General features: G+C 52.0%; 20 protein-coding genes. 16 read left to right on the top strand and 4 right to left on the bottom strand.

Annotation, left to right across the window (positions count from 1 at the left end; genetic code table 11):
* Positions 1-17: 17 nt before the first annotated feature.
* Positions 18-890 (bottom strand): transglutaminase-like domain-containing protein, encoded by an 873-nt coding sequence (locus EHT87_RS10840; RefSeq protein WP_124907227.1) that lies wholly within the window; start codon positions 888-890, stop codon positions 18-20.
* Between the two features lie 325 nt (positions 891-1,215).
* On the opposite strand from EHT87_RS10840, the gene galE reads away from it, so the two are divergent.
* The 4 genes from galE (at position 1,216) to EHT87_RS10820 (ending at position 5,072) form a co-directional block, all read left to right on the top strand.
* Positions 1,216-2,250 carry a UDP-glucose 4-epimerase GalE gene (galE, locus tag EHT87_RS10835; RefSeq protein WP_124906645.1) on the top strand — a complete coding sequence of 345 codons (1,035 nt, stop codon included), beginning with the start codon at positions 1,216-1,218 and terminating at the stop codon, positions 2,248-2,250.
* 4 nt (positions 2,251-2,254) lie between these two features.
* Positions 2,255-3,313, top strand: a complete 1,059-nt coding sequence (gene rfbB, locus EHT87_RS10830) for a dTDP-glucose 4,6-dehydratase (RefSeq protein WP_124906644.1) — start codon at positions 2,255-2,257, stop codon at positions 3,311-3,313.
* A gap of 109 nt (positions 3,314-3,422) precedes the next feature.
* Complete coding sequence (gene rfbA / locus EHT87_RS10825) at positions 3,423-4,283, top strand: glucose-1-phosphate thymidylyltransferase RfbA (protein WP_124906643.1); 861 nt, start codon at positions 3,423-3,425, stop codon at positions 4,281-4,283.
* Between the two features lie 384 nt (positions 4,284-4,667).
* Positions 4,668-5,072 (top strand): hypothetical protein, encoded by a 405-nt coding sequence (locus EHT87_RS10820; RefSeq protein ID WP_124906642.1) that lies wholly within the window; start codon positions 4,668-4,670, stop codon positions 5,070-5,072.
* Between the two features lie 645 nt (positions 5,073-5,717).
* Here the strand turns inward: EHT87_RS10820 and EHT87_RS10815 are convergent.
* Positions 5,718-5,903, bottom strand: a complete 186-nt coding sequence (locus EHT87_RS10815) for a hypothetical protein (protein ID WP_124906641.1) — start codon at positions 5,901-5,903, stop codon at positions 5,718-5,720.
* Between the two features lie 43 nt (positions 5,904-5,946).
* Between EHT87_RS10815 and EHT87_RS10810 the strand changes: the two genes are divergently transcribed.
* The 8 genes from EHT87_RS10810 to EHT87_RS10775 all read left to right on the top strand — a co-directional run bounded on the left by EHT87_RS10810 (position 5,947) and on the right by EHT87_RS10775 (position 16,499).
* On the top strand, positions 5,947-6,333 hold the full coding sequence (locus EHT87_RS10810) for a hypothetical protein (protein WP_124906640.1): 387 nt from the start codon (positions 5,947-5,949) through the stop codon (positions 6,331-6,333).
* A gap of 150 nt (positions 6,334-6,483) precedes the next feature.
* Positions 6,484-7,032: a hypothetical protein gene (locus tag EHT87_RS10805; RefSeq protein ID WP_124906639.1), complete on the top strand. Its 549-nt coding sequence runs from the start codon at positions 6,484-6,486 to the stop codon at positions 7,030-7,032.
* 110 nt (positions 7,033-7,142) lie between these two features.
* Positions 7,143-7,952, top strand: coding sequence for a sensor histidine kinase (locus EHT87_RS10800; RefSeq protein ID WP_124906638.1), 810 nt, complete (start codon positions 7,143-7,145; stop codon positions 7,950-7,952).
* A 119-nt stretch (positions 7,953-8,071) separates the two neighbouring features.
* Entirely contained in the window at positions 8,072-8,737 is a 666-nt protein-coding gene (locus tag EHT87_RS10795) for a response regulator transcription factor (protein WP_124906637.1), read from the top strand.
* A gap of 230 nt (positions 8,738-8,967) precedes the next feature.
* A complete protein-coding gene (locus tag EHT87_RS10790) occupies positions 8,968-11,727 on the top strand; it encodes a 2-oxoglutarate dehydrogenase E1 component (protein WP_124906636.1) in 2,760 nt (919 codons plus the stop codon).
* Between the two features lie 55 nt (positions 11,728-11,782).
* Positions 11,783-13,414, top strand: a complete 1,632-nt coding sequence (gene odhB / locus EHT87_RS10785) for a 2-oxoglutarate dehydrogenase complex dihydrolipoyllysine-residue succinyltransferase (RefSeq protein WP_124906635.1) — start codon at positions 11,783-11,785, stop codon at positions 13,412-13,414.
* 125 nt (positions 13,415-13,539) lie between these two features.
* Complete coding sequence (gene lpdA, locus EHT87_RS10780) at positions 13,540-14,940, top strand: dihydrolipoyl dehydrogenase (RefSeq protein WP_124906634.1); 1,401 nt, start codon at positions 13,540-13,542, stop codon at positions 14,938-14,940.
* A 197-nt stretch (positions 14,941-15,137) separates the two neighbouring features.
* Positions 15,138-16,499: a M28 family peptidase gene (locus EHT87_RS10775; RefSeq protein WP_124906633.1), complete on the top strand. Its 1,362-nt coding sequence runs from the start codon at positions 15,138-15,140 to the stop codon at positions 16,497-16,499.
* 100 nt (positions 16,500-16,599) lie between these two features.
* Here the strand turns inward: EHT87_RS10775 and EHT87_RS10770 are convergent, their stop codons facing one another.
* Entirely contained in the window at positions 16,600-18,771 is a 2,172-nt protein-coding gene (locus tag EHT87_RS10770; RefSeq protein ID WP_229320989.1) for an alpha-amylase family protein, read from the bottom strand.
* A gap of 118 nt (positions 18,772-18,889) precedes the next feature.
* Positions 18,890-19,216 carry a nucleotide pyrophosphohydrolase gene (locus tag EHT87_RS10765; RefSeq protein WP_124906632.1) on the bottom strand — a complete coding sequence of 109 codons (327 nt, stop codon included), beginning with the start codon at positions 19,214-19,216 and terminating at the stop codon, positions 18,890-18,892.
* A gap of 158 nt (positions 19,217-19,374) precedes the next feature.
* Between EHT87_RS10765 and EHT87_RS10760 the strand changes: the two genes are divergently transcribed.
* The 4 genes from EHT87_RS10760 to EHT87_RS10745 all read left to right on the top strand — a co-directional run bounded on the left by EHT87_RS10760 (position 19,375) and on the right by EHT87_RS10745 (position 26,138).
* Positions 19,375-19,983, top strand: coding sequence for an RNA polymerase sigma factor (locus tag EHT87_RS10760; protein ID WP_124906631.1), 609 nt, complete (start codon positions 19,375-19,377; stop codon positions 19,981-19,983).
* 89 nt (positions 19,984-20,072) lie between these two features.
* Positions 20,073-21,095, top strand: coding sequence for a FecR family protein (locus tag EHT87_RS10755; protein WP_124906630.1), 1,023 nt, complete (start codon positions 20,073-20,075; stop codon positions 21,093-21,095).
* Positions 21,092-24,682, top strand: coding sequence for a SusC/RagA family TonB-linked outer membrane protein (locus tag EHT87_RS10750; RefSeq protein ID WP_229320987.1), 3,591 nt, complete (start codon positions 21,092-21,094; stop codon positions 24,680-24,682). The genes EHT87_RS10755 and EHT87_RS10750 overlap by 4 nt, the downstream gene beginning before the upstream one ends.
* A gap of 13 nt (positions 24,683-24,695) precedes the next feature.
* The gene (locus EHT87_RS10745; protein WP_124906629.1) at positions 24,696-26,138 is read left to right on the top strand and encodes a RagB/SusD family nutrient uptake outer membrane protein; all 1,443 of its coding nucleotides are present in this window, start codon (positions 24,696-24,698) and stop codon (positions 26,136-26,138) included.
* Positions 26,139-26,220: the final 82 nt, after the last annotated feature.

The following is a 26,220-nucleotide window of genomic DNA, read 5'->3' as shown; positions in this document are numbered from 1 at the left end:
CTCAAGTTCGTGAGTACTTACTTGTTCGTATAATCCGACAGGGGCGGGGTGGCATCTTCGTCGTAAACCGCATTCAGCAACTGCTCGACTTCCTTCACGCGCCCTGTATCCCCGATTTTCTCAAAAGCCAGCATCAGATTGCGCAGTACCCGGCGGATAATATCCAGATTGGTACAGGGCTGGTAATACGTGTCGGCCGGTTTCAGATTCAGCTGACCAATGTAATGATCGATGTCCGATTTCGAGAACACCAGGCCCCGGTTGAAGACATTGATGTAAAACTGCGTGTGATCTTTTTTGTAGGTCAGCACAAACAAGCTGGGCAGATTGACGCCGTATACTGGCAAATCGAGCTGCTGGGCGATCAGCATGTAAATGACGCACAGCGAAATGGGGTTGCCGCGCCGACTTTCCAGCACCACATTGATCATCGAATTGGAAGGCGAATGAAAATGTTTGGTGTTGGCGGCAAATTTAAGCTTGTTAAAAAAGACGGTATTTAAGGTTTTAATCTGATCGATCGGATGCATTTCGGACTTTCCTTCCAGCCACACATCCAGGTAAAGCTGCTTAATTTCCTGCCGTATTTTATCGAGTGACAAATCCGGATATTGGTACGTCGCCACAATCCACAAACCTTCCAGCAGGTCGATGCCGCCGGATTCTTTCCAGAGGGTAATGCGCTCCAGAACGGATTGGTACTGCAAATCGTGAATCAACTCCTCAATTTTCTTCTGGTGAATCGGGCTAAAGCTACCTTCCCATTCACTTTCCAGAAAAGGAATCAACTGGCCGCCCAATTCGCGGATTTTCTGTTCAACATGCTCGGTGATTTCCTGGTCTTCGTCGTCCAGTAAAGAAATCAAGGCTTTTATTTCATTATCGTTTATCATGCCACTGTAATGGGTTACGGCCCGACGCTTCGGCGGTCCGATGCTTCGGCAGTCTGACGCTTCGACCGTCCGGCGTTTGGGCGGTTGAATGTGGTTACGATCTGACTCGAAGATAAAAACTTATTTTTAGAAACCTACTGAATTTTATACTTTTGCCACGCAGGAAACGGGCTGGTTCCAAATTCCTAACACGATTTTATAAAAAATGATTTTCTTGCCAAAGTGTAAAAAAATACAAATTCGGCAAATTTATCGGCAAGTTTTTTGCTTGACCTGGTGCGTACTCAACGTTTGAAATAACTCTTTAAATGCCATCCATCCAATGAGAATTTTAGTCACAGGCGGGGCCGGTTTTATTGGTTCGCACACGGTCGTGGAACTGCTAAATGCTGGTTACGAGCCGGTAATCATCGATAATTTTTCCAACTCGAACCGTTCTGCACTGGCGGGCCTGCGTCAAATTCTGAACCACGATGTTCCTTTTTACGAAGCCGATTGCAACGATCAGCAAGCCCTGAACGACATCTTTGAAAAAGAGAATTTTCAGGGTGCTATTCATTTTGCGGCCCACAAAGCCGTCGGCGAATCGGTGGCCAAACCCCTGATGTATTACCGCAATAACCTGGATTCAACTATTTTGCTGCTGGAAACCATGCAGCAGTATGGCGTTCCAAATCTGGTTTTTTCGTCGTCCTGCACGGTTTATGGCCAACCCGAACACCTTCCGGTGACGGAGGAAACCCCCCGGCTACCGGCGCAATCGCCTTATGGCAATACAAAAGCCATTTGCGAAGACATTATTCGGGATACGGTTCATGCGGGCGCTCCCATCAAGGCCGTGGCCCTGCGGTATTTCAACCCGATGGGCGCGCATCCCTCCGGATTGATCGGCGAACTGCCGCTGGGTGTACCGGGCAATCTGGTCCCTTATATTACGCAGACAGCCGCCGGAATTCGCGAAAAACTGACGGTTTTTGGCGACGATTATGATACGCCCGATGGAACGTGTATCCGCGATTTTATTCATGTGGTCGATCTGGCCAAAGCGCACGTTCAGGCCTTGCGGCTGCTTGACTCACGGCAGGAAACCAGTTATTACGATATTTTTAACGTTGGAACGGGAGAGGGCAATACCGTACTCGAAATCATCCGGACGTTTGAAGAGGTCAACCACGTTAAACTCAATTATACCATCGGCCCACGCCGTCCCGGTGATGTAGAAAAAATCTACGCACAGGTCGATAAAGTCAACCAGGTTATGGGCTGGCGGGCCGAGAAAACGCTGGCCGAAGGCCTGCAGGATGCCTGGCGCTGGGAGCAAAATTTGCAGAAGAACAAATCAATCGTTTCGGAGTAAAGTCATGTCAAAAAAGATTCTGATTACCGGCGGAGCCGGATTCATTGGTTCACACGTCGTACGGTTGTTTGTGACGAAATATCCTGACTATCAGGTTGTTAATCTGGATAAGTTGACGTACGCCGGGAACCTTGCCAACCTCACCGACATTGAAGATGCCCCTAATTATACCTTCGTGAAAGGGGATATTACGGATGCCTCGTTTCTGGAGCAATTGTTTGGGGAACACGCCTTCGATGGCGTGATCCACCTGGCGGCCGAATCGCACGTCGACCGGTCCATCTCGGATCCAATGGCTTTTGTCATGACCAATGTTGTCGGAACGGTCAATCTGCTGAATACGGCTAAAAATAGCTGGAAGTCCGACTTTTCCGGTAAGCGGTTTTACCACGTTTCAACCGATGAGGTCTACGGCTCGCTCCACAATCCCGAAGATTTCTTTACGGAAACCACACCGTACGATCCCCAATCGCCGTATTCGGCTTCTAAAGCCGCTTCCGATCATTTTGTCCGCGCCTATGGCAACACCTACGGGCTGCCGATCGTTTTGTCGAACTGCTCGAACAACTATGGTCCGAATCACTTCCCCGAAAAGCTGATTCCGTTGATGATTCATAACATCCAGACCAACAAGCCCTTGCCGGTGTATGGCAAAGGCGAGAATGTACGGGACTGGTTATACGTCATCGATCACGCGCGGGCCATCGACACGATTTATCACAGGGGCAAAACGGGCGAAACCTACAACATTGGCGGTTTTAATGAGTGGAAAAACATCGATCTGGTGCACCTGCTGTGCCGCATCATGGATCAGAAACTGGGTCGGTCCGAAGGCACTTCTGCCCAATTGATTACGTATGTAACTGACCGGGCCGGGCATGACCTGCGCTACGCCATCGACGCCCACAAGCTCATGAACGAACTAGGCTGGGAACCTTCCTTGCAGTTTGAAGAAGGACTGGAAAAAACCGTCGACTGGTTCCTGGCCAATCAGGAATGGCTCGAAAACGTCACCTCCGGTGCCTACCAGAAGTATTACGACTCCATGTACGAAAACCGATAATCAATTGCGGAAGGGTGAAAGAGCGAAAGAGTGAATCGCTTCGCCACACGTGTATGACAGCGGAGCGATTCGCTCTTTCATTCTTTCGCTCTTTCACTCATTCACAACTATGAAAGGCATCATTCTGGCCGGAGGCTCCGGTACCCGTCTGCACCCGCTGACCCTCGCCGTCAGCAAACAACTCATGCCGGTTTACGACAAACCGATGATTTATTATCCGCTGTCGATTCTGATGCTGGCCGGTATTCGCGAGATCCTGATTATCTCCACCCCACACGATCTGCCGCATTTCAGGAAGCTGCTGGGTGATGGCTCGCAGGTGGGTTGTTCGTTCAGTTATGCCGAGCAGCCGCTGCCGAACGGTCTGGCGCAGGCTTTCGTCATCGGCGAAGAGTTTATCGGGGATGATAAAGTGGCCTTGATTCTGGGCGATAATATCTTCTACGGTTCGGGTTTGTCGAAGTTGTTGCAAGCCAACAATGACCCCGACGGCGGGGTGGTGTTTGCCTACATGGTGAACGATCCGGAGCGCTACGGAGTGGTTGAATTCGATGGCGATAACAAGGCGTTGTCGATTGAAGAAAAGCCGCAGCAGCCGAAATCGAACTACGCCGTTCCCGGTCTGTATTTCTATGATAATGAGGTTGTTAAAATTGCCAAAGAACTGCAGCCTAGTCCGCGGGGCGAATACGAAATTACGGACGTTAACAAGGTTTATCTGGAGAACGGGAAGCTGAAAGTCGGTATTCTGGATCGCGGCACAGCCTGGTTAGACACCGGTACGTTTGTGTCGTTGATGCAGGCGGGTCAGTTTGTGCAGGTAATTGAAGAGCGGCAGGGAATGAAAATCGGCTCGATTGAAGAAGTGGCCTATCGGATGGGATACATTGATGAAAATCAGCTGAAAACCATCGCCCAACCGCTGGTTAAAAGTGGCTACGGGCAGTATCTGCTGAATTTGCTGAAATAACGATAGAAAACACGCAGGGAATAAACCGAAGCGGACAGAACGGGCGGAATTTCGTTAGCCATTTCGGTTTATTCCCTGCGTGCATTTAAAAAAAAAGCCTGGACAATGTCCCGGCCTTTTCCAAACCTAACCTATGAGATGAGAAAATCAGCTCATCCTATCGGAGACAGGACGGACTAACTCTCTGCAAATGTGCAGGGAAGATAATAATAATGGTAGAGAAGAAATACAGGAACCGGTAAGAAGAACTGTTTTTTTTACCGGATGGTGAAAAAATACGGGATAGTCCCTGAATGGTTACGTATTTCTACCTGTTTTTCAGACCCTTCCCCGCATCCCACTGGAATTCATTTTAACTTGGTAAAGCAAATCAACCGCTCTACCATGCAAGAACCGCGTAAACCCTCCGATAAATTTCACGGCGATGTAGGCTCCTTCATATCAGCTTCCGACGCCAAAAGCCGTACGCGTCAACACCGCGCTTTTGAAGAAGGAAAGCTGGGCCTCAAACCGGACGAAATTACGAAGGCCGAGTTTTTTGGCATCAATCGAATCAATAAACTCATGGGCCGCAAAGACTGCGTCGGCATCCGGATTTACTACGGCAAACGTTACGAAGATGCCGATGGCGACCCCACAACCCAGGACAAGGGTGAGTTGAAACCCCGTCTGGTACTGGTTGGTGTCCGCGCCGACGGTTCGGATATTTTTGAAGATACCGAAGGATTGAAGGATAGGGGCGATGGTGATGCGCTGGCGGATGGAGCGCCGTGTCCGCAGTTTTGTTAATTCATAAATAGAATAGCTTCTCAAATGTTAGAAAAGCTAATAAATCATTACGCTAATTACTATGGAATACTAGCAATTGAATTTGTTACTTTAATACCAATTATTATTGGTGTCTTTTATATAAAGCACTTAAATAGGTCAATGAAGTTCCTTTTGGTTTACTATATATTGGTATTCATCAGGGACTTCATTTCAAATCTATCAGCTATTTATAAAATCAATAACCATTATTTATATAATGTATTTGGCTTTGTTGAAATAGCTACAGTAGGATTGATTTATTACCGGGCCGTATACAATATAAGAATCAGGAAGTGGATTGCGATACTAATTTGTATATCTGCTTTTTCAGGCACATTCCTTTGGTCATCTATTGAATTTTCATCCGGTATACTAACAATAGCTGATTTATGTAGTATGGGTGTTAGTATTTTATATTTTAATACAATTATATCAGAACTTAAAATAATAAACATACTTAAACACTCTTTATTTTGGGTGAGCAGCGGTCTAATTATACAAGCCGCTGGTACATTCTTTATTTTTTTATTCGCAAAAGTTGTTTTATCTGAAAAAGTCGAATACAGTGTATTTTACTTTTATTGGCAGGTTCGCCAAATAATGTATATAATCTTTTGCCTTTTCTCATCCGTAGGCTTTTGGGTGAGTAAGTACGATAAAGAAAATTATACCTGATTTTTCTGAGTCATAACCCATTAAGAAATAGGCAAGGCCAGGGCGGGCTAAAATAGCAGATTCGAATCGTTCCGTTTGCTCAAAGGTATCCCGGCTCAATTGCTTTCCATAACAAGCTTGTGCAACTTTGTACATCGAGTTCAAACGTGTTTATTTACAGTATAACCTCTTTTTTATCATGAGTACTCTAAACAGCGGTGCGGGACGGTTCATTTCAAAAGAAGAAGCCGATCTATTTAAAGGAGCCTATCAGCAACGCAAAAAGGAACAGAAGATTCCGCAGGAAGATACGGTTCGTTCCGAGTTTTTTGGCAGCGATAATTTGCAACAGATACTCAACCAGCCGGGCTGCGTAGGCATCCGGGTTTATCACGCCAAACGCCGGGAAGAAGTCAACGGAAACGAACATCTGGTGCCGCGTGTGGTGCTGGTTGGTATCGACAAAAACGGCAAGGAAATCCTGGAGCTATCCGTTCCCGCAGAAGCCGGAATGAAAGACATGCCCGCGGGTCGGGAGGGACAATTGGCCGATGGTCCGTTATGCCCTCCACAATGCAATGGATAATTGATTATTCTGAGCATGTTAGAGCCTTATATTCAATTAATAACAAAGTATCCGGAGTCTTATTTACCAGACCTGTTCCTTCTATTGGCCATTGGAACGGGTCTGGTAAATTATTCTTTTCTGAATACACCAAGTCGTTGGTTATTCAGAATGTTACTTCTATCCCTGATCATCAGTATCGCCCAAACGCACCATGCGGCTTTTCGGCAGAATAACCTTTACCTCTACAATCTAAATTCATTGGTTGAAATGAGTTGCATTGCGGTGGCCTACCGCATTGAACTGAAATCGAGCCGAAATAAAGCGGTTATTGTGGCTGGCTATATCCTTTATTTACTGGTGTTTATCTATGATTTTAGCTGGACTCATATTGCCGGTATTGCCCTCGGCGTTCAACGGATCGTTATGATTGTTTATGCCCTGCTTTATTTCCATTATATTTTGACCAATATGCAGGTGCAGCACTTATTGATCCACGCCATGTTCTGGGTGAGCGCCGGAGCCATTGTACACGCGGCCGGAACCTTGTTTGTGTTTCTGTTTGTGAAAGTGACACTCGGCGATTTAAGCTCCAACGGAAGTTATTCGTTATACATCACTATTGTTACCACATTCTCGGCCTTTTTCTACATTGTCCTGCTCGTCAGCTTCTGGCTCCGTCGGCGGGAATTTCGGCTGGTTGACCAAATGACCGTTTAATACATCGTTCTTGTGGATATGGCGCCAGAGTTTTATATTTCGCACATTGAATTACATTATTTTCCGTGTATGGAAAAGCATTTTGCTTCGGGCTCGCTGTGAACGAGGACATGAAATTATACATTGCCGTAGGAACGGCCGTTTTACTGGTGATGGCGATTTTTATCATCGTTTTTGTCGCCTATTACCAGCAAAAGCAAATCCGCCAGCAACTGATTCTGAAGGAGTGGCAGGAGAAATACCGCAAGGGACTCCTGGCCGCAACCCTTCAGGCTCAGGAACACGAACGCCGGCGGATTGCGCAGGATCTGCATGATGAAATCGGGACGATGCTGTCGGTTACTAAATTGAGTCTGAATCAGTTGGGCCGCACCGTTGAGCACAACGACCCCGGCTCGACGGTATTGGTGCAGAAAACCCGTTCCCTGCTGGACGAAACCATCGCCAACGTCCGGCGCATCAGCCGCGACCTGGTGCCCACGACCCTCGAACGCTTCGGTCTGGTTTCGGCCTTGGAAGAACTGGCCGAAAAAGCCAGCAACGGCGAAGTGCACGTCGAGTTGTCGTGTTCAGATAAAATGCCGACCTTGCTTCCGCAGCTGGATCTGACCCTGTTTCGGATTGCGCAGGAACTGATCAACAATGCCATCAAACACGCCAACGCCGAAAACATCATCATCGATCTGCACTGCCAGCCGAACGGTATTCTGCTCTCGGTGATCGACGATGGACGCGGGTTTGATCTGGACGAAATTCTGAAAGATAAAAAACGCGGGTTAGGATTGCGAAATATCGAAAGCCGCCTGAACGTCATCGACGGACATGTTACCTTCGATGTGGAAGAAGGCCGTGGTTCCCGGATTCATATTCAGGTTAAAAATCTGAAACCGGAAGTTGAGGTCGAAGTAGAAACGGTGTAAAAGTGAATAAGGGGTTCAAAAGGGCTAAAAAATGGTCAGATGGTTTAGAATGGTTAGAAGTACAGCCATCCAACCCTTTTAACCATCCTAAACCATTCAACCCTTTCAACCGTCAAGTCATGAAAAAAATCAAGATTGCTTTAGCCGACGATCATAATTTATTCCGGAAAGGAATGGCTTCCGTGTTGAGCCAGGTGCCGGATTTTGAATTGGTGCTCGAAGCGAGCAATGGACAGGAACTGATCGACAAACTGACCCGCCGAATGCCCGATGTGGTGCTGCTGGATCTGGAAATGCCGGTCATGGACGGAATTGCCACCACGGAGTATATCCGGGAAAACCATCCCGATGTCAAGATTATTATGCTGACCATGCACGATGAAGACCGCTTTGTGCTGCATTTGCTGGAAAAAGGCGTGAGCGGGTATGTGCTGAAAGATGCGGATCTGGACGAAGTAGAGAAAGCCGTGCACAAGGTGATGGACGACGGGGTGTACCTCAACGATTTCGTTTCCAAGGTGATGCACCGGAAAATGGTGAATAAAACGACGGTAATCAAACAGTCATCGACCACCACGCTCTATAATAGCAAAGTACTTTTGTCGGAGCGTGAAAAGGAAGTGCTCAAACTGATCTGCGAAGGCTTATCGACCGCCGAAATTAGCGAAAAAATCTTCCTCAGCCCGCGTACCGTCGAAGGGCACCGTCTGCGGATATTGGAAAAAACCGGGACGAAGAATACCGCCGGCATGGTAGCATATGCGTTTAAGAATAATTTAGTATAATTAGAAGGACACCGGAAGAGAGGAGGAAAGGAAAGAGAGAAAGGGAGCCACACAAGCTTCTTTTATTTTCTCTACCTTTCCTCCTCTCTTCGTTTTGTTTAACTTATTTCGGATCGGTGTTGTTACCAAAGCAAAACCTGCGGGTCTATTAATAAAGAATTGAATAAATAGAAGACATCTTTCTATTTGATCGTTTAACTTTGCCAATTGAACAAGGGTGATCCCGAATTATGGACAGATTCTCGTATATAGCTAACTCTGAAGCAGCCTACATCGACGATTTATACCGGGCCTACAAGCAAGATCCTGGCTCGGTGGATGGAAGCTGGCAAAAATTTTTTGAAGGGTTTGAATTTTCCCAATCGTATGGCGAAAATGGAAATGGCAACGGCCACGCCAGTGCCGACCAGGCCACTTCAAAACCCGTTATTGACACCAAACACGCTGAAAAGGAAGTATCGGTAGCCAGTCTGATAAAAGCCTATCGTTCGCGGGGTCACCTGCTGGCCAAAACCAACCCCATCCGTAACCGGAAAGACCGCAATCCGCGGATTGGTCTGGAGGATTATGCGCTGACGGAAGCGGATCTCGACACGGTATTTGAAGCCGGAAGCCTGCTGGGAATCGGGCCGAGTTCGTTGCGGAAAATCATGGAATCGCTGGAGAAAATTTATGCCGGAACCATTGGTTTCGAGTATATGTACATCCGCGAGATCGACGTCAAGAACTGGCTTCGAAATAAAATTGAAAAAGAAGCGCTCGTATTTGATCCAACGATTGACGAGAAAAAGCGGATTCTGGAGAAACTGAACGAAGCAACGGTTTTTGAGAACTTCCTGCATACCAAATATTTAGGTCAGAAACGCTTTTCGCTCGAAGGCGGTGAAACCACAATTCCGGCGCTGGATGCCATCATTAATTATGCATCGGAACTGGGTGTTGAGGAAGTGATGATCGGTATGGCCCACCGCGGTCGTCTGAACGTGCTGGTCAACATTCTGGGTAAATCCTACGAAAGCGTTTTTAGCGGTTTTGAAGGCAATGTTCCCGACCAGGTTTTTGGTGACGGTGATGTCAAATACCACCTGGGTTACTCGAGCCTGATCGAATCGTCGACCGGCAAGCAAATTAGTCTGAAACTGGCACCCAATCCGTCGCACCTCGAAGCGGTTAATCCCATTATCGAAGGGTTTGTCCGGGCGCAGGCGGATGAGGAATACGCGGGTAATTTCGACAAGATCATGCCGATTCTGATCCATGGCGATGCCGCCGTGGCGGGTCAGGGCATTGTGTATGAAGTGACCCAGATGGCTAAACTGGCTGGTTATCAAACGGGGGGAACCCTCCATTTTGTGATCAACAACCAGGTCGGTTTTACAACGGATTTTGAAGACGCCCGTTCGTCGATTTACTGCTCGGATGTTGCCAAAATTATCGATGCACCGATTTTTCACGTCAACGGCGATGATCCGGAAGCGGTGGTTTTCTGTGCTAAACTGGCGGTTGAATTCCGCGAAAAATTCAACCGGGACGTCTTTATCGATATGGTGTGTTACCGTCGCTACGGGCACAACGAGTCGGATGAGCCGAAATTTACCCAGCCGACGATGTATAACATCATCGAAAAGCACGCCAATCCGCGCGAAATTTATAACAAAAGTCTGATCGAGCGGGGTGAGGTGGATGCTCAACTGGCCTCGACCATGGACGCCGAATTCAAAAAAGAATTGCAGGACCGGCTCGATATGGTGAAGCAGAAAGCCGAAATTCCCTACAAACCGCTCCGTCTGGACCGGGAATGGGCTGAATTGCGGGTGAGCACGCCCGCCGATTTCGACCAGTCGCCCGAAACCGGTGTTCCGCTGGAAACGCTCGAAAAAATCGGCAACGCCCTTGTCACGATTCCGAACGGTTTCAAGCCGCTCAAGCAAATCGATAAACTGCTGAAAGACCGTCGGCAGATGCTTTTTGAAACGAAACAGGTCAACTGGGGAACGGCTGAATTGCTGGCTTACGGTTCGATTCTGTCCGAAAATAAAGTGGTTCGCTTAAGCGGACAGGATGTGCAGCGGGGCACGTTCTCGCACCGTCACGCCGTTTTGCACGACTCCGAAACCAACGAGTCGTACAGCTCGCTCGATCACATTCAGGATGACCAGCAGAAAATGCAGATTTATAATTCGCTGCTGTCGGAATACGGTGTGCTGGGCTTCGAGTTCGGCTATTCGATGGCGGCACCTCATGCTCTGGTCATCTGGGAAGCCCAGTTTGGTGATTTCTCCAACGGCGCCCAGGTCATTATCGATCAGTTCGTGTCGTCCGGTGAGTCGAAATGGGGCCTGATGAACGGCCTGGTGATGCTCTTGCCACACGGCTATGAAGGGCAGGGACCGGAACACTCCAACGCCCGTCCGGAACGCTATCTGCAACTTTCTGCCGAATACAATATGGTGGTTGCCAACGTCACCACGCCGGCCAACTTCTTTCACCTGATGCGCCGGCAGTTGGCCTGGCCGTTCCGCAAACCGCTGGTGGTGATGTCGCCCAAGTCATTATTGCGCCATCCGCAAGTAGTTTCCCCACTGGAAGATCTTACCAAGGGTAGTTTCAAAGAAGTGCTTCCCGATGGATTTGCAACGGGTAAAAAAGTGAAACGGATTTTGCTCTGCAGCGGGAAGATTTACTATGAACTGCTCGAAAAACAGCAGGCCGATAAGCGGGAAGACGTCGCCATTGTCCGGTTGGAGCAATTGCACCCGTTCCCGCAAAAACAACTCGATGCGGTTTTGTCGAAATATGATAAAAATGTCGAGTTGATCTGGGTTCAGGAGGAACCATCGAACATGGGCGCGTGGACGTATTTGTTGCGTACGGTGCCGGACTTGAAAATGCGCTCCATTACGCGCAAGAACAGTGCGTCGCCCGCAACCGGATATTCCAAAATTCACAGCCAGGAGCAAGCCGACATCATTCGCCGGGCATTTGAATAAGAGTTTACAGGTACCTCAACTCGCGGGGTAGCTGACAACTGAAAACTGAGAGAAAATGGCAATAGAAATGAAAGTACCCCCGGTCGGGGAGTCGATTACGGAAGTAACCGTTGGTTCATGGCATAAGAAAGAGGGCGATTCGGTCAAGAGAGACGAAGTGTTATGTGAACTGGAATCGGATAAAGCATCGTTTGAGTTTCCGGCTGAAGCCGACGGTGTGTTGCACATTATGGCGCAGGAAGGCGATGTGTTGCCGATCGGTGCGGTATTGTGCACGATTGATGCCGTCGGTACATCGAATGGGGCTGCTCCGGCACCCAAAGTAGAAGCTCCGGTTGCTCCCAAACCCGTTGAACAACCCGCGGCTCCACAGCCCGAAGCTGCCAAACCGGAACCGGCCCCGCAGCCTGCTCCTGCACCCGCAGCGACTTCCGCATCACAGGTCATTGAAATGAAAGTACCCCCGGTGGGCGAGTCGATCACGGAAGTGACGATTGCTTCCTGGAATAAAAAAGAAGGAGATCAGGTTGCTTTGGACGAAGTTTTGTGCGAACTCGAATCCGATAAAGCTACCTTTGAATTACCTTCCGAAGCCGCCGGAACCCTCCGGATTGTGGCCGAAGCCGGTGCAACGCTGGCAATTGGCGCGGTAATTTGCAAGATTGAAGTAGGGGCGGCTGCGGCTCAACCTGCTTCACAACCCGCGGCTCCGGCACCACAACCGGCTGCACAGCCCGCAGCTGCGCAAGCTGCTGATGGCTACGCGGCTAATCATCCGTCGCCGGTTGCGGCTAAAATTCTGGCCGAAAAAGGCATCGATCCCAAAGAAGTAAACGGCACCGGTATTGGTGGCCGGATTATGAAGGACGATGCGGTGAAGGCTGAAAAACCGGCTCAGGCGGCTCCCGCTCCTCAACCGGCGGCAGCTCCCGCTCCAAAACCGGCACCGGCACCGGTTGCTTCGGCACCGGCATCGGGTGGTGACAATCGGGGTCAACACCGCGAACGCATGAGTTCATTGCGGAAAACCATCGCCCGGCGGTTGGTAGCCGTGAAAAACGAAACGGCCATGCTGACGACCTTCAACGAGGTCGACATGAAGCCAATCATGGATTTGCGGGCCAAATACAAGGATAAGTTTAAAGAAAAACACGCGGTCGGTCTGGGCTTTATGTCGTTTTTCGCCAAAGCGATTTGCGTGGCTTTGCAGGAATTTCCGGCGGTGAACGCCATGATTGACGGCGATTCGATTGTGTTTAATGATTTTTGTGATATTTCCATTGCCGTTTCAACGGAGCGCGGACTGGTTGTACCGGTTATCCGCAACGCGGAAAGCCGTGATTTTGCCGGTATCGAAAAGGAAATTGTCCGGCTGGCGGGTCTGGCACGGGATAACAAACTGACGATCGAGCAGATGACCGGTGGCACGTTCACCATCACCAACGGCGGAACATTTGGATCGATGTTGTCGACGCCGATCATCAACGCACCCCAGTCGGCCATTCTGGGCATGCACAACATCGTGGAACGGCCGGTGGTGGTCAACGGCGAAATTGTGATACGCCCGATCATGTACGTGGCCCTATCGTACGATCACCGGATTATCGACGGCAAGGATTCCGTGAGTTTCCTGGTTCGGGTCAAGCAGTTGCTGGAAGATCCGGCACGGCTTTTACTGGGTGTATAATAAGTAGTAGGACGGACTGTAAAACGTCTTTGTTTCGGGCCATTCCAGCTCGTTGGCAGAGACGGTTTATACTCCGTCCTACAGTTGTATAAAGACCATTTACCTGCAAATAGATCTACAAATTTATGCAATACGACGTCATCGTCATTGGCTCCGGGCCGGGCGGCTATGTGGCCGCAATTCGTTGCGCCCAGTTGGGCATGAAAACCGCCATCGTTGAAAAATACAAGACACTGGGCGGTACATGCCTCAACGTCGGCTGTATTCCGTCGAAAGCCCTGCTCGATTCATCGGAGCATTTTTACAATGCCGCCCATACCTTCGCCGAACACGGTATCAAACTCGCCGATTTGCAGGTCGATCTGCCCCAGATGATCAGGCGGAAAGAAGGCGTCGTGGAGGCCAACGTGACCGGTATTTCGTTTCTGATGAAGAAGAATAAAATTACGGTTCATCAGGGATTTGGTTCCTTCGTCGATGCCAACACGCTGAAAGTCAAAAAGGACGATGGCAGCGAGGAGCAGATTACAACCAAAAATTTCATCATCGCCACCGGTTCCAAACCGACGTCGTTTCCGTCGATGCCGATCGATAAGAAACGCATCATCACCTCGACCGAAGCCCTGACGTTGCAGGAAGTTCCGAAACACCTCATCGTGATCGGCGCGGGGGTCATTGGCGCGGAATTGGGGTCGGTCTACGCCCGCATCGGTTCGAAAGTGTCGTTTGTGGAATTTGCCGATTCGATGATTCCGACGATGGACAAAACGATGGGGAAAGAACTGCAAAAAGCCATTAAAAAACTGGGGGCCGATTTCTACTTCAGTCATAAAGTTACGAGTGTTGAAAATACCGGCGAAGGTGTTGTGGTGAAAGCGGATACTCCCAAAGGGGAGCAAATCACACTGGAAGGCGATTATTGCCTGGTTTCGGTCGGTCGTCGTCCGTATACGGATGGCCTGAACCTGGAAGCCGCCGGATTGGCCGCCGACAGCCGCGGACGTATCGAAGTGGACGACCATCTACAGACCAAAGTACCCAACATCTACGCCATTGGTGACGTCATTCGCGGGGCCATGCTGGCCCACAAAGCGGAGGAAGAAGGCGTTTTTGTGGCCGAAACGTTGGCCGGGCAAAAACCGCACATCAATTACCGCCTGATTCCGGGCGTGGTCTATACCTGGCCGGAAGTGGCCAGCGTGGGCTTCACCGAAGAAGAACTGAAGCAGGACGGCCGGGCCTACAAAGTCGGTTCCTTTCCGTATAAAGCGCTGGGGCGTGCCCGCGCTTCGATGGACCTCGACGGCCTGGTAAAAGTGCTGGCCGACAAGCAAACCGACGAAATTCTGGGGATGCACATCATCGGTGCCCGGGCCGCCGACATGATTGCCGAATGCGTCGTGGCGATGGAATACCGGGCTTCGGCGGAGGACATTGCGCGGATGTCGCACGCCCACCCGACCTACACGGAAGCCATCAAGGAAGCGTGTCTGGCTGCCACCGAAAACCGGGCGATCCATATGTAATTAATTGGTATTCGGTATTCGGTTTTCGGTTAGCTAACGCGTTATACTTCGTGCGTCAGCCACCGTAAACCGAATACCGTAAACCGAATGCTGAATAGTAATTCACTGGTAATCAATAGGATTTATTGCATAATTTTTAACCCGGCTTTGGAAATAAGGCCGGGTTTTTCTTTTTTAGTAAATACCCCAACCCCAGAATGAAAAAACTACTCCTTGCCTTTTGCCTTTTCGCAACCGGTGCCCGCGCTCAGTCGACCGACTCCGTCACCATTCGCAAAATTTACAACGAAATTCTCACCAACAGTCCATCCTACGAATGGCTGCGACAACTGACCCAGCAGATTGGTCCACGGCTGAGCGGCTCGGCGGGGGCGCAGAAAGCCGTCGAGTGGTCGAAGCAACTGATGGAAAAAGAGGGTTTTGACCGGGTATTTTTGCAGGAAGTGATGGTGCCGCATTGGGTGCGCGGAGCGAAGGAAGTGGCGTATATTCAAAACGGGAAGCAAAAAATAACCGTGCCGATTGCCGCTTTGGGCGGTTCGGTGGCCACCTCTCCGAAAGGCGTGGAAGCGCAGGTCATTGAAGTGAAAAGTTTTCAGGAATTGCGGGATTTGGGAGCCGAAAAAGTGAAAGGCAAGATCGTCTTTTTCAATCGCCCGATGGACCCGACCAAACTTAATACGTTTGAAGCCTACGGCGGAGCTGTCGAGCAGCGGGCGAATGGGGCCACCGAAGCCGGTAAACTCGGCGCTGTGGGGGCCATCGTGCGCTCGATGACGACCGCCCTGGATGATAACCCGCACACGGGCAGCATGCGGTATGCCACCGGTGTACCGCTGATTCCGACAGCCTCCATCAGCACCAACGGCGCGGAATTGCTCAGTAAGTCGCTGAAAACGAACGCGAACCTCACGTTTTACTTCAAACAGAGTTGCGAATCGCTGCCCGATGCGAAATCCTACAACGTCGTCGGGGAGATCAAAGGTTCGGAAAAACCGGATGAAATCATCGTGGTGGGCGGTCACCTGGATTCGTGGGATATCGGACAGGGAGCCCACGACGACGGCTCCGGCTGCGTGCAGTCCATTGATGTGTTAAGAACCCTGAAAGCGCTGGGAATCAAGCCCAAACGCACCCTCCGCGCCGTCATGTTCATGAACGAAGAAAACGGGTTGCGGGGCGGTGTCGGCTACGCGGATTACGCCAAAAAGAACAACGAAAAACACATTGCCGCCGTCGAGTCCGACAATGGCGGTTTCACACCCCGCGGTTTCGGCATTGTCGGAACAGCCGAACAGCGCGCCAAAGTGATGCCGTGGAAACCGCTGCTGACACCGTACGGACTGAGCGAAATTGGGGCCGGATCGGGCGGGGCGGATATTGGCCCGCTGGCGCAACTGGGCACGGTTTTGTTTGGTTTCAAGCCGGATTCCCAGCGGTATTTCGACTTCCACCACACCGGCATCGACCGTTTCGAAGGCGTCAACAAGCGCGAACTGGAACTGGGCGCAGCGTCCATGGCGGCTCTGGTGTATCTGCTGGATCAGCACGGATTATGAGTGTGAGAGTTGTTACACAGGGTTTATCAGAGGAAATCAGAGTTTATCAAAGAAAGCCCCGGTTAACTCTGATTTCCTCTGATAAACCCTGTGTAACAACTCAAACCAGGTCCAGCGCGACAATCTCGTGATCCAGAATTCGGGGAACGCTTACCAGCACCTGCCTATTCCTGATTTCAAATTTAGGCTTCTGATCGCTCATCAGGAGTTTCACGCCCGTCACTTTTGCCCCCGCCGGAACCGCCACGCTGACCTGCGCTTCCACCGGAATCAATTCCCGGAAAGGGCCTTTCATCATCATCGGGTTGGTCAGATTGACCAGATGAACCGTCATCGATTTGGCCTGCCGCCACACCGTGACATCAATCACACCCGGACCCGTTACGGCCACAACGGGTTCTTCGTCGAGCGCCCAGTGGATGACGTTGCGCAGGAGTTGACCGTGATCGGTGGCCATGAGCTGCCAGAACGTGCGGTCCAGATCGCCGGGAATATAAGCGACGCGGCCTTTACCAACCTGCCGCAGATACAACTCCCGCGTATCGGTTTCGGCCACCCGCGGATACACATCCTCCATCGGCAGATCGGGATACGTCGGAATCAGGGTAACCGGGCTGGGAAACGAAGCGGTGGGCTTCACATTAACTTTATAGATCGCGTTGATGATGCGGGGCGTATCGTCCAACCCTTTCAGAATCAACTGCGTCTGGCTGTTCTTGGGATCGTTCCGGAGTTGCAGATAGCTATTCCGCATCGGGCCTTCTACCTTCTGATCGTATGAAACACCGAACAAACCGGCCAGACCGAAATCAGCTCGCGGCTGGCCTTCTTCGTCATACAGCGACGTTTCAAATGTAGCCATCAGACTGCCGCCCGTATTCACAAATGCCTGTAGTTGTTGGCATTGCGCATCGGAAAGAGCCGCAATGTTGGGCAAAATGAGCAGCTTAAACCGCTTCAGGTCGTCGGGCGTCAGCAGCCGGTCATTCACCATATCGAACGGAATGCGGCTTTCTACCAGCGTATGATACAGGCCGTCCAGGTGGTCACCACTTTTCTGTTGCCAGGGTTTGCCGCCGTAGTTGCGGTCGGTTTGCTCCGAATATACCACGCCAACCCGCGCCATCGGGGCGGTATTGCGCAGATACCGTTCGTTTTTATGGTATCCTTCATACAGGTTGGCGACGGCTTCCATCCAGCGTTTGTCGTAGATGTCGCCCCCAAACTTGACGAAACACGGGCGCATGCCGTTGGCGGTTCCTTCGGCCACCCAAATCCGGATTTCGGCGTCGTTCTGCACCGAATCTTTCCAGCGGAATTCTTCCTCGATGCCCACGCTGAAAATGCCGATCAGCGGTTTTAAACCCAGCGTCGAACGAAGCTCCTTCGCGCCTTTCCCGTTCGACCACGGAGCCATCAGACCGCGCCGGGCCTGTTGATCGGCAAAAAAGAGATCCGCTTCCTTGCCCGTTACGATTTTGTCGGGAAACCCGTTGGGAATAAACCGGGAAGTCGGTTTTTGCTGGCGGATTCCGGCATCCCAGAGGGCCCACAATTCCCGCAATCGCTTCATCCGCCAGTCCGTCCACTTCCTGTAGGTCAAATCCAGTCGATCGACCTTTTGGGGCAGTTCCAGACCGGAAGCCGCTTTAAAATTGCGCGTACAATGTTCGCAGTAACAGATATCGTGACCCGCCCAGCGGTTCGAGAAAATCCCCTCGGGCTGAAACCGCTCCATGATTTCCTGGTTCACCTGCGGCATGAACTCGAAGTTGTAAGGTCCCAGCGAGCAGGTTACCCACAACGCCGGATTGGCCCAGTGACGGCGTTTGGCACCGTCGGCATTGACCGCAATCCAGTCGGGATGGGCGTCATACACATTCTGCCGGGCGGCATGCGGATCGGTGCGAAGCATGATTTTCATGCCCAGCTTTTTGCAGCCTTCCACCAGATTCCCCAGCGTGTCGGAATTACCCAGAAAATCGCTCCGGTGGTGCAGCGGCACGTTGGTCGGGTAAAAGGCCACCACTCCGCCGGCACTCAATAACGCGCCATCGGCGTGAATCCGCTTGAAATAACCGAGCCAGAAATCGGGGTCATAATGGCCGGGGTCACGCTCCACAAAGGCGAGCTGGGCCCACCGCATCGGCCCGTCGAGCCAAAACGGATCGGCAGCCGGGGCCGACAGGCCCGCCAGGGTGGCCGGACCGGAAAGCGCATAGGCACCCCCGAGCAAACCGGCGGTTTTAATAAACTCTCTTCGTTCCATCATCGAGTTTAGGGGAAGTTGTTTCGCGGAGATGAGCGGAGGAAAAGGAGTTGAGCGGAGATTTTTTTATAACCTCTGCTTAACTCCCTTTTTCTCCGCTCATCTCCGCGAAACAACCTCTTCATTTCAGTTTCTCATTATCCAGATGCCGCGTCGCATCCCGGATGCTTTTCTTTTCCATGTTTTTCTGAAAAGCCGCTGTAAGATCAACACCGGTTTGGTTGGCGAGGCAGATCAGGACCCACAGCACATCGGCCATTTCGTCGCCCAGATCCTTCGTCTTGTCCGATTCTTTTTCCGACTGCTCGCCGTAGCGCCGGGCAATGATCCGGGCCACTTCGCCGACTTCCTCGGTCAGCATGGCCAGGTTGGTGAGTTCGTTAAAGTAGCGGACGCCGACGGTTTTGATCCACTCATCGACGGTATCCTGGGCTTCGCGTAGGGTCATATCGGTTGTTGTGTTGGGTTCGCTATTGATACCTGACAAATCCTAAAGACCTGTCAGGTGTCAACTAAGCAAATTTATCCGTAAATAATACCAATTTTTGCGGGAATCGGTTAAGTTTGTCCATCAACTTTCTTTCGTAGGTAGTTGATAGACCCGTAATGAACACCCGACCCGACTCCACCAACGACCTGATCCGCTGGAATGCTTTCCGCGAGGGAAGTGAGTCGGCTTTTGCGGCTTTATATTCGGCGCATTACCGGCATCTGATGAATTACGGCCGGCGCTTCGGGGCCGATGTCGCCACGGCGGAAGATGCGATTCACGACGTGTTCATCGACTTGTGGAATTACCGCCGAACGCTGACGCAACCGCAGTCCGTGCAATCCTATCTGCTCAGATCGTTCCGAAACCGGCTGGTCAACCAACTCGCCGAGCGGCAACGCCGGTTTGCCGAAACCGATGTCGGAGAACTATTCGGATTATTGTCCCCCGAACCTTCGGCTGAGGAACGGCTGGTGGAGGACGGGCTGAATCAGGAACAGCAGGAACAGGTTCAGGCGGCCTTCGCCACCTTGTCGCCCCGGCAGCAGGAAGTCCTGTATCTGCGCTATTTTACCGATTTGGGTTACGATGAAATCTGCGCCGTCATGGGCATTACCTACAATACCGCCCGGACCCAATTGTATCAGGCGCTGACCGCCCTTCGCAAGCGCCTGCAACCCAACTGGCCGGTGCTGCTGCTGTTGATCGGGCTATTTGAAAAGTAGTGACAAGATTTTTCTGCTATTTTTTCTTTCCTGCCTACTACAAAGCCCCCACTTCTTACTCTTACAGTTGATTGACCCTTAAACACGGCATGAAACTGCAGGAACACTACGCTACGATTGAAACCATTGACCTCGCCCGTGACCCCGATTTTCGGGCCTGGATTCTGAATCCGACACCGGAACGGAATCAGTTCTGGGCGTCGGTTAAAGCGCTTTATCCGTACCAGCAAGCCACTATCGAGCAGGCCCGACTGCTGGTGGGTGGTCTGGAATCCACCTGGCATCCGATTTCCGAAACAGACGTACAGGCTTCCTTTCAGCGGCTTCGGCAAAAACAGATCGAGCAGCAGCCGGAGCCAAAACGGGTGTTTTTCAGGCCGGTTTTGTTCCGGTATGCGGCTTCGGTTTCCCTGGTGCTCCTGGCTGGTCTGGGTTGGTGGTTTTATAACCGGACCGCTTCCCCGATTGAATACAAAACCGCTTACGGCCAGATCCGGACGGTGACTTTGCCGGACGGTTCCGTGGTGACGTTAAACGCCAATTCAACGTTGCAGATGGCGGTCGACTGGCAAACCGAAGGCCGTCGGGATATACGGCTGACGGGCGAAGCTTTTTTTGACGTCAGCAAAAAACCGTTGGGCCAACGCATGCCGTTTGTGGTGCATACCGGCGCTGCCGACGTGGTGGTGTTGGGAACGCGCTTCAACGTAAACACCCGCCGAACCCGCACGCAGGTCGTGTTGCAGGAGGGAAAAGTGAGAGTGAATGTACAAAAACAACCCGATGTTTTGATGGAGCCGGGTGATCTGGTGGAGACGACGAACGGCAAAAGCGCCATCCGCCGGGCCCGGGTCGATGCGGATCGGTACGTGGCCTGGCGCGACAATCTGCTGGTGCTGGACGATGAGCGGCTGAGCGAGATTGTTCAGCGGCTGAACGACGAATACGGCCTTACGGTGTCCATTTCCAACAAAAAGCTCCTCAACGAGCGGTTTTCGGCAACGGTACAGGCCAACCGGCCCGAATTAGTGCTGCGGATGCTCTCCGCGGCATTCCACTTAAAAATTACGAAAAAGGAAAATCAGATCGAATTATCCCAATTACAACAATGAACAAACCCCTACCAACCATGATCCGACTGGCGATTTTGAGCCTGTGGTGTCTGACGACCACGGCGGAAGCGCAGATGCTGGCATCGACTTCGGTGCCCCAGCAGTCCCGATTGAAGCAGGAATTTTTTCAAAACCGAAACCCGACCGTGCGGGCGTTGAGCGATGTGCTGCACGAGCTTGAACTGAAATACGGGATAAAATTCGCGTTTCAGCGTAAACTGCTGCTGGATAAAACCGTCAGCCTGCCGCTGCCTGCGACCGTCGACCGCGAAGCGGTTTTGAAAGCCGTCCTGAAACCGAGTAACCTGACGTTTCGCAAAGTGGACGACCGGTATTACGTCATCGTGGAAGCCGACGAAGCGACGAGCCGACTGGCGCCGTTTGTGGCTCCGCTGGAAGCCAATCAGCTGGTGCAAATTCGGTCGGGCCTGATGCCGGATGACCGCCTGAACCTGGCCATTCCGGCGGCACTCGCCATGCGCCAGTCGGTGGAAGTCGCCGTGCAGGAACGCCGGGTGATGGGCCGCGTCACGGCGGAGGAAACCGCCGACGGACTGCCCGGTGTCAGCGTGGCGTTGAAAAGCACGACGCGCGGAACAACGACCGATGCCGCGGGCAACTATACCCTTTCCATCCCGAACGAAGGCGGGACACTGGTTTTCAGCTTTATTGGCTATCAAACGCAGGAAGTGCCGGTGGGCAGCCAGTCGACGATCAACCTTACGCTGAAACAGTCCGATCAGACGCTGAATGAGATTGTGGTGGTGGGCTACGGCACGCAGCAAAAGCGCGACGTCACCGGCTCGATTGCGTCGATCAGCACCAAAAGCATCAAAGACCAGCCGGTTCCCAACATTGTGGAGGGGTTGACGGGCCGTCTGCCGGGTGTATTGATTCAGCAAAGTACGGGTGCGCCGGGCAACAGCCCATCCATCAAAATCCGGGGTTTGGGTTCGATCAGCGCCGGAAACGGGCCGTTGGTGGTCATCGACGGACAACCGCTGAACTCGGGCGATCTGGCCAACGGCGGGGGACTGAACCTGCTGAATCCGAACGATATCGACAAAATCGACATTCTGAAAGATGCCTCGGCAACCGCCATTTACGGTTCGCGGGGGGCCAACGGCGTGGTGGTGGTGACGACCAAACGCGGCAAGTCGGGCCAGTCGCGGTTGAGTCTGGATTACTACACCGGCGTTCAGCAGATTACCAAGAAAATGGATATGCTGAATTCGCAGCAGTTTGCCGAATTCTCCAAAGAAGCCTTCAATACCGCCTATCTCGAACGGGTACCGGGCTCGAAAATCGACGATCCCAACAGCGTTCGGGCGGCTGGTCAGCGGTATCGGTATCCGCGGGGTGAGATTGGCGGGGTGAATTTCGATAATCCGGGCAGCCTGCCGACCTACGATTACCAGGATATGATTTTCCAGAACGCGCCCATCAGCAGCTACCAGCTAACGGCTTCGGGCGGCAGCGAAAAAGTGCAGTATATGGTTTCGGGCAATTACCTGAAACAGAACGGTATCGTCAAACGCTCGGGCATCGACCGGTATACGGTTCGTACCAACATCGACGCGCAGGTGACGTCGTACCTGAAAATGGGAATCAGCCTGAGCCCGTCGTTTTCAATCGAAGACCGGGTCAATACCGATGGACACTGGGCCAACAACGGGGTGATCAATGCCGCCCTGAGTCTGCCGCCGTTCGTTCCGATTTACCAGCCGGGAACGTCGGTTTATAACTCCCAGGCTTTCTACGCGGCTCCCTACGACTGGCCCGGTATTACCAACCCGGTTGCCAATATCTACGAAATCGACAACAAACTCCGCACCACCCGGCTGCTGGGAAATGCCTATGCGGAGGTGAAACTGCCGTTTGGTATTCTGTACCGCGGAACCATCGGTGGCGACGTGCGGCAAACGCGGCAGAATTACTACCAGACATCGGCGCTGCCCCTCAACCAGTTGTTGCCGCCAACCGCCAATGCCGCCTATTCTGAAACCGCTCAGGAACTTAACTGGGTGACCAACCACACGCTGAACTACCAGAAACAGATCGGTGAAGCCCAGCGCCTGGAGGTTCTGGTGGGGTTGGAAAGTCAGAAAAACGATTTTGAACGCAGTCGGATCGATGCCAATAATTTCCCGAACGACATTGTCCGGACGGTCAATGCCGGAACGATTATCGGTACCAATTCGTCGCGTAATTTCAGCGATCAGTGGTCGCTGGCGTCGTATTTCGGGCGGGTTGCCTATTCCTACAAGGATCGGTATCTGGCCAACGCTTCCTTCCGGCGGGATGGCTCGTCGCGGTTTGGCAGCAAGAGCCGCTGGGGAACCTTTCCCTCGGGCTCTGTGGGCTGGCGGGTGTCGGAAGAGTCGTTCCTGAAAAATAACCGCATCGTTTCGGAACTGAAACTTAAAGCCAGCTACGGTATTTCGGGTAACAACGCCTTCACCAGCAATTACCCGTCGCTGGGGTTGTTAGGCCCGGACAATTACGTGCTGGGTGGCGCACTGGCGAACGGACTGGCCGTCAATTCCATCGGGAACGACAACCTGACTTGGGAAAAAAGCCGCCAAACCGACATCGGGCTGGAACTGGGCGTGTTGAGCAACCGCCTATTCCTGACGGTGGATTACTACAAACGCATCACGACCGATCTGCTGCTGGCGGTGCAGGTACCGACGCTGACCGGTTTTTCATCGGCCGTCAAGAACATCGGGAAGGTTGAAAACAAAGGGCTGGAAGTGGCGCTGAACACCCGGAATCTGACCGGCGCGTTTACCTGGACCACCGACCTCAACTTCTCGTTCAACCGCAACAAAGTGCTGGCACTCGGGCCAACAGGCGACCCGATCCGCAGCGGCACGGGCGTTGGGGAGTCGAACATCACGGTCATCGGCGAACCGTTGGGCAGTTTTTACGGCTACAAGCAACTCGGTATTTTCCAGAGCCAGGCGGAACTGGATGCCTATCCGCACTTTGCCGATACGCGGCCTGGTGATGTCAAGTACGAAGACGTCAACAAGGATGGAAAAGTGGACGCCAACGACCGCACCCTGATCGGCAATAACCAGCCGGACTTTATTTACGGCGTTACCAACAGCTTCAGCTTCAAGGGTTTCGATCTGGGCGTCGTTATTCAGGGCGTGCAGGGTGCTACCATTCTGAATCTGTCGCGCCGGTTTTACGAAAACCTCGAAGGCAATGCCAACTCGCTGACCACGGTGCTCAACCGCTGGCAGTCGGCGCAGCAGCCCGGCGATGGCACCACGCCCCGCGCCAACACGCGTTCGACAGGGAACAACAACGCCATCTCGTCGCGCTGGGTGGAAGATGCCAGCTATTTCCGCATCCGGAACATTACGCTGGGCTACAACCTGCCGAAAACGCTGATTCAACGCGTTAAAGTGCAAAGCCTGCGGTTGTATGGCGGGGTGCAAAACGTCCTGACGGTATCGAAATACCTGGGGTACAATCCGGAAGTAAGTGGGTACGAAGGCCCGCTGACCGGCGGAGTCGATTACGGCAGTTACCCGCTGGCCCGGACGTACACGATTGGCGTAAACATCGGTCTTTAATTCTCAAACTTCCATGAAACGGAAATACTTAGTTGCCATCTTTTTTAGCCTCGCGCTGACGAGCTGTAAGGATGAATTTTTGGCCTTATCGCCTATTTCTCAAGCCAGTACGGCCACTTTTTATAAAACCGGTTCCGATCTGCTGAACGCGTTGAACGGGGCATACGGTGCCCTCCAATTCAATGGGCAATATGGTCAGTTCTACGTGGTTTCGGAAATCCCGTCCGACGATACACGGCCGGTCTTGTCCGGTTCGGTGACGGATCAGGACGAGTTCGATAAATTTTATATTCGAACTACCAACCCGTATGTGGCCGCCCGCTGGAGCGACGGCTACCGGGGAATTTACCGCTGCAACGCCATCATCGACCGGAGCGCGGGGGTGAGCATGAACGAAGACCAGAAAAAACGAATCGTCGGTGAAGCCAAATTTCTGCGTGCGCTGATGTATTTCAACCTCGTTCGCGTGTTTGGCGATGTGCCGCTGGTGGTCAAGGAAATCGTTGATCCCCAGGAAGGGTATGAATACGCCCGGGCTCCGGTGGCGGATGTGTACGCCCAGATTGTCAAGGATTTAACCGATGCGGAAGGCGTTCTGGGGGTGAGTTATACCGGAGCCGACGTGGGCCGGGCCACGCGCGGAGCGGCCAAGTCGCTGTTGGGTAAAGTGTATCTGACCCAAAAGAAATACGCCGATGCCGCGGCCAAACTGAAAGAGGTGATCGACGCTGGAACGTATGATTTGCTGCCCAGCTATGCCAACGTCTTTCTGGCATCGGCCAAAAACCACAAAGAGTCCATTTTTGATGTGCAGTATAAGAAAGGCAGCATCGGCGAAGGGAGTAATTTTGCCAATCAATACGCCCCCGAAAATTCGGGTAATGCGGTTATTCAGTTTGGGGGTGGGGGTAACAACCAGCCGACGGCGGATATGGTGGCGGCTTACGAACCCGGCGATTTGCGGAAAGATGTGTCGCTGGCAACGAGCTACACCAACGCCAGTGGCGTAAAAGTGGATTATAACTTTATTCGGAAATACAAAGATCCGCCGGTCATCAATAATGACTCGGAAGACAACTGGCCGGTTTTGCGCTACGCCGATGTCTTGTTGATGTATGCCGAAGCGCTGAATGAAACCGGGAAAACCGCCGATGCATTGCCGTTCCTGAACCGCATTCGCCAGCGGGCCGGACTAGCGGCCAAAACCGCCACGGAAGCGGGTACGCAAGCCGCCATGCGTTTGGCAATCGAGCAGGAACGGCGCGTTGAACTCGCGTTCGAAGGTCACCGCTGGTTCGATCTGGTACGGACCGGGCGGGCGCTGGAAGTGATGCGGGCCAAAGCTGCGGCCATTGGTATCAAAACCGACCTGAAAGAAACCAACCTGGTGTTCGCCATTCCGCAGAGCCAGATCGACATCAATCCCTCGAAAGTGAAACAGAATCCGGGGTATTGATTCAGACCAAAAAACGGTAGAAAAGAGACGGAATCTATGATCCATAGGTTCCGTTTTTTGTTTCTGGTAGCCTGTGAATTTA

This window comes from Larkinella knui (assembly GCF_003858645.1).
Classification (GTDB): Bacteria; Bacteroidota; Bacteroidia; order Cytophagales; family Spirosomataceae; genus Larkinella; species Larkinella knui.
This window is presented reverse-complemented; position numbering and strand designations above follow the sequence as displayed.

Excerpts from the sequence above, each read along its gene's own strand:
- galE (WP_124906645.1), top strand. The coding sequence starts at position 1,216 with ATGAGAATTTTAGTCACAGGCGGGGCCGGTTTTATTGGTTCGCACACG.
- rfbB (WP_124906644.1), top strand. The coding sequence starts at position 2,255 with ATGTCAAAAAAGATTCTGATTACCGGCGGAGCCGGATTCATTGGTTCA.
- rfbA (WP_124906643.1), top strand. The coding sequence starts at position 3,423 with ATGAAAGGCATCATTCTGGCCGGAGGCTCCGGTACCCGTCTGCACCCG.
- EHT87_RS10820 (WP_124906642.1), top strand. The coding sequence starts at position 4,668 with ATGCAAGAACCGCGTAAACCCTCCGATAAATTTCACGGCGATGTAGGC.
- EHT87_RS10815 (WP_124906641.1), bottom strand. The coding sequence starts at position 5,903 with ATGTACAAAGTTGCACAAGCTTGTTATGGAAAGCAATTGAGCCGGGAT.
- EHT87_RS10810 (WP_124906640.1), top strand. The coding sequence starts at position 5,947 with ATGAGTACTCTAAACAGCGGTGCGGGACGGTTCATTTCAAAAGAAGAA.
- EHT87_RS10805 (WP_124906639.1), top strand. The coding sequence starts at position 6,484 with ATGTTACTTCTATCCCTGATCATCAGTATCGCCCAAACGCACCATGCG.
- EHT87_RS10800 (WP_124906638.1), top strand. The coding sequence starts at position 7,143 with ATGAAATTATACATTGCCGTAGGAACGGCCGTTTTACTGGTGATGGCG.
- EHT87_RS10795 (WP_124906637.1), top strand. The coding sequence starts at position 8,072 with ATGAAAAAAATCAAGATTGCTTTAGCCGACGATCATAATTTATTCCGG.
- EHT87_RS10790 (WP_124906636.1), top strand. The coding sequence starts at position 8,968 with ATGGACAGATTCTCGTATATAGCTAACTCTGAAGCAGCCTACATCGAC.
- odhB (WP_124906635.1), top strand. The coding sequence starts at position 11,783 with ATGGCAATAGAAATGAAAGTACCCCCGGTCGGGGAGTCGATTACGGAA.
- lpdA (WP_124906634.1), top strand. The coding sequence starts at position 13,540 with ATGCAATACGACGTCATCGTCATTGGCTCCGGGCCGGGCGGCTATGTG.
- EHT87_RS10775 (WP_124906633.1), top strand. The coding sequence starts at position 15,138 with ATGAAAAAACTACTCCTTGCCTTTTGCCTTTTCGCAACCGGTGCCCGC.
- EHT87_RS10770 (WP_229320989.1), bottom strand. The coding sequence starts at position 18,771 with ATGATGGAACGAAGAGAGTTTATTAAAACCGCCGGTTTGCTCGGGGGT.
- EHT87_RS10765 (WP_124906632.1), bottom strand. The coding sequence starts at position 19,216 with ATGACCCTACGCGAAGCCCAGGATACCGTCGATGAGTGGATCAAAACC.
- EHT87_RS10760 (WP_124906631.1), top strand. The coding sequence starts at position 19,375 with ATGAACACCCGACCCGACTCCACCAACGACCTGATCCGCTGGAATGCT.
- EHT87_RS10755 (WP_124906630.1), top strand. The coding sequence starts at position 20,073 with ATGAAACTGCAGGAACACTACGCTACGATTGAAACCATTGACCTCGCC.
- EHT87_RS10750 (WP_229320987.1), top strand. The coding sequence starts at position 21,092 with ATGAACAAACCCCTACCAACCATGATCCGACTGGCGATTTTGAGCCTG.
- EHT87_RS10745 (WP_124906629.1), top strand. The coding sequence starts at position 24,696 with ATGAAACGGAAATACTTAGTTGCCATCTTTTTTAGCCTCGCGCTGACG.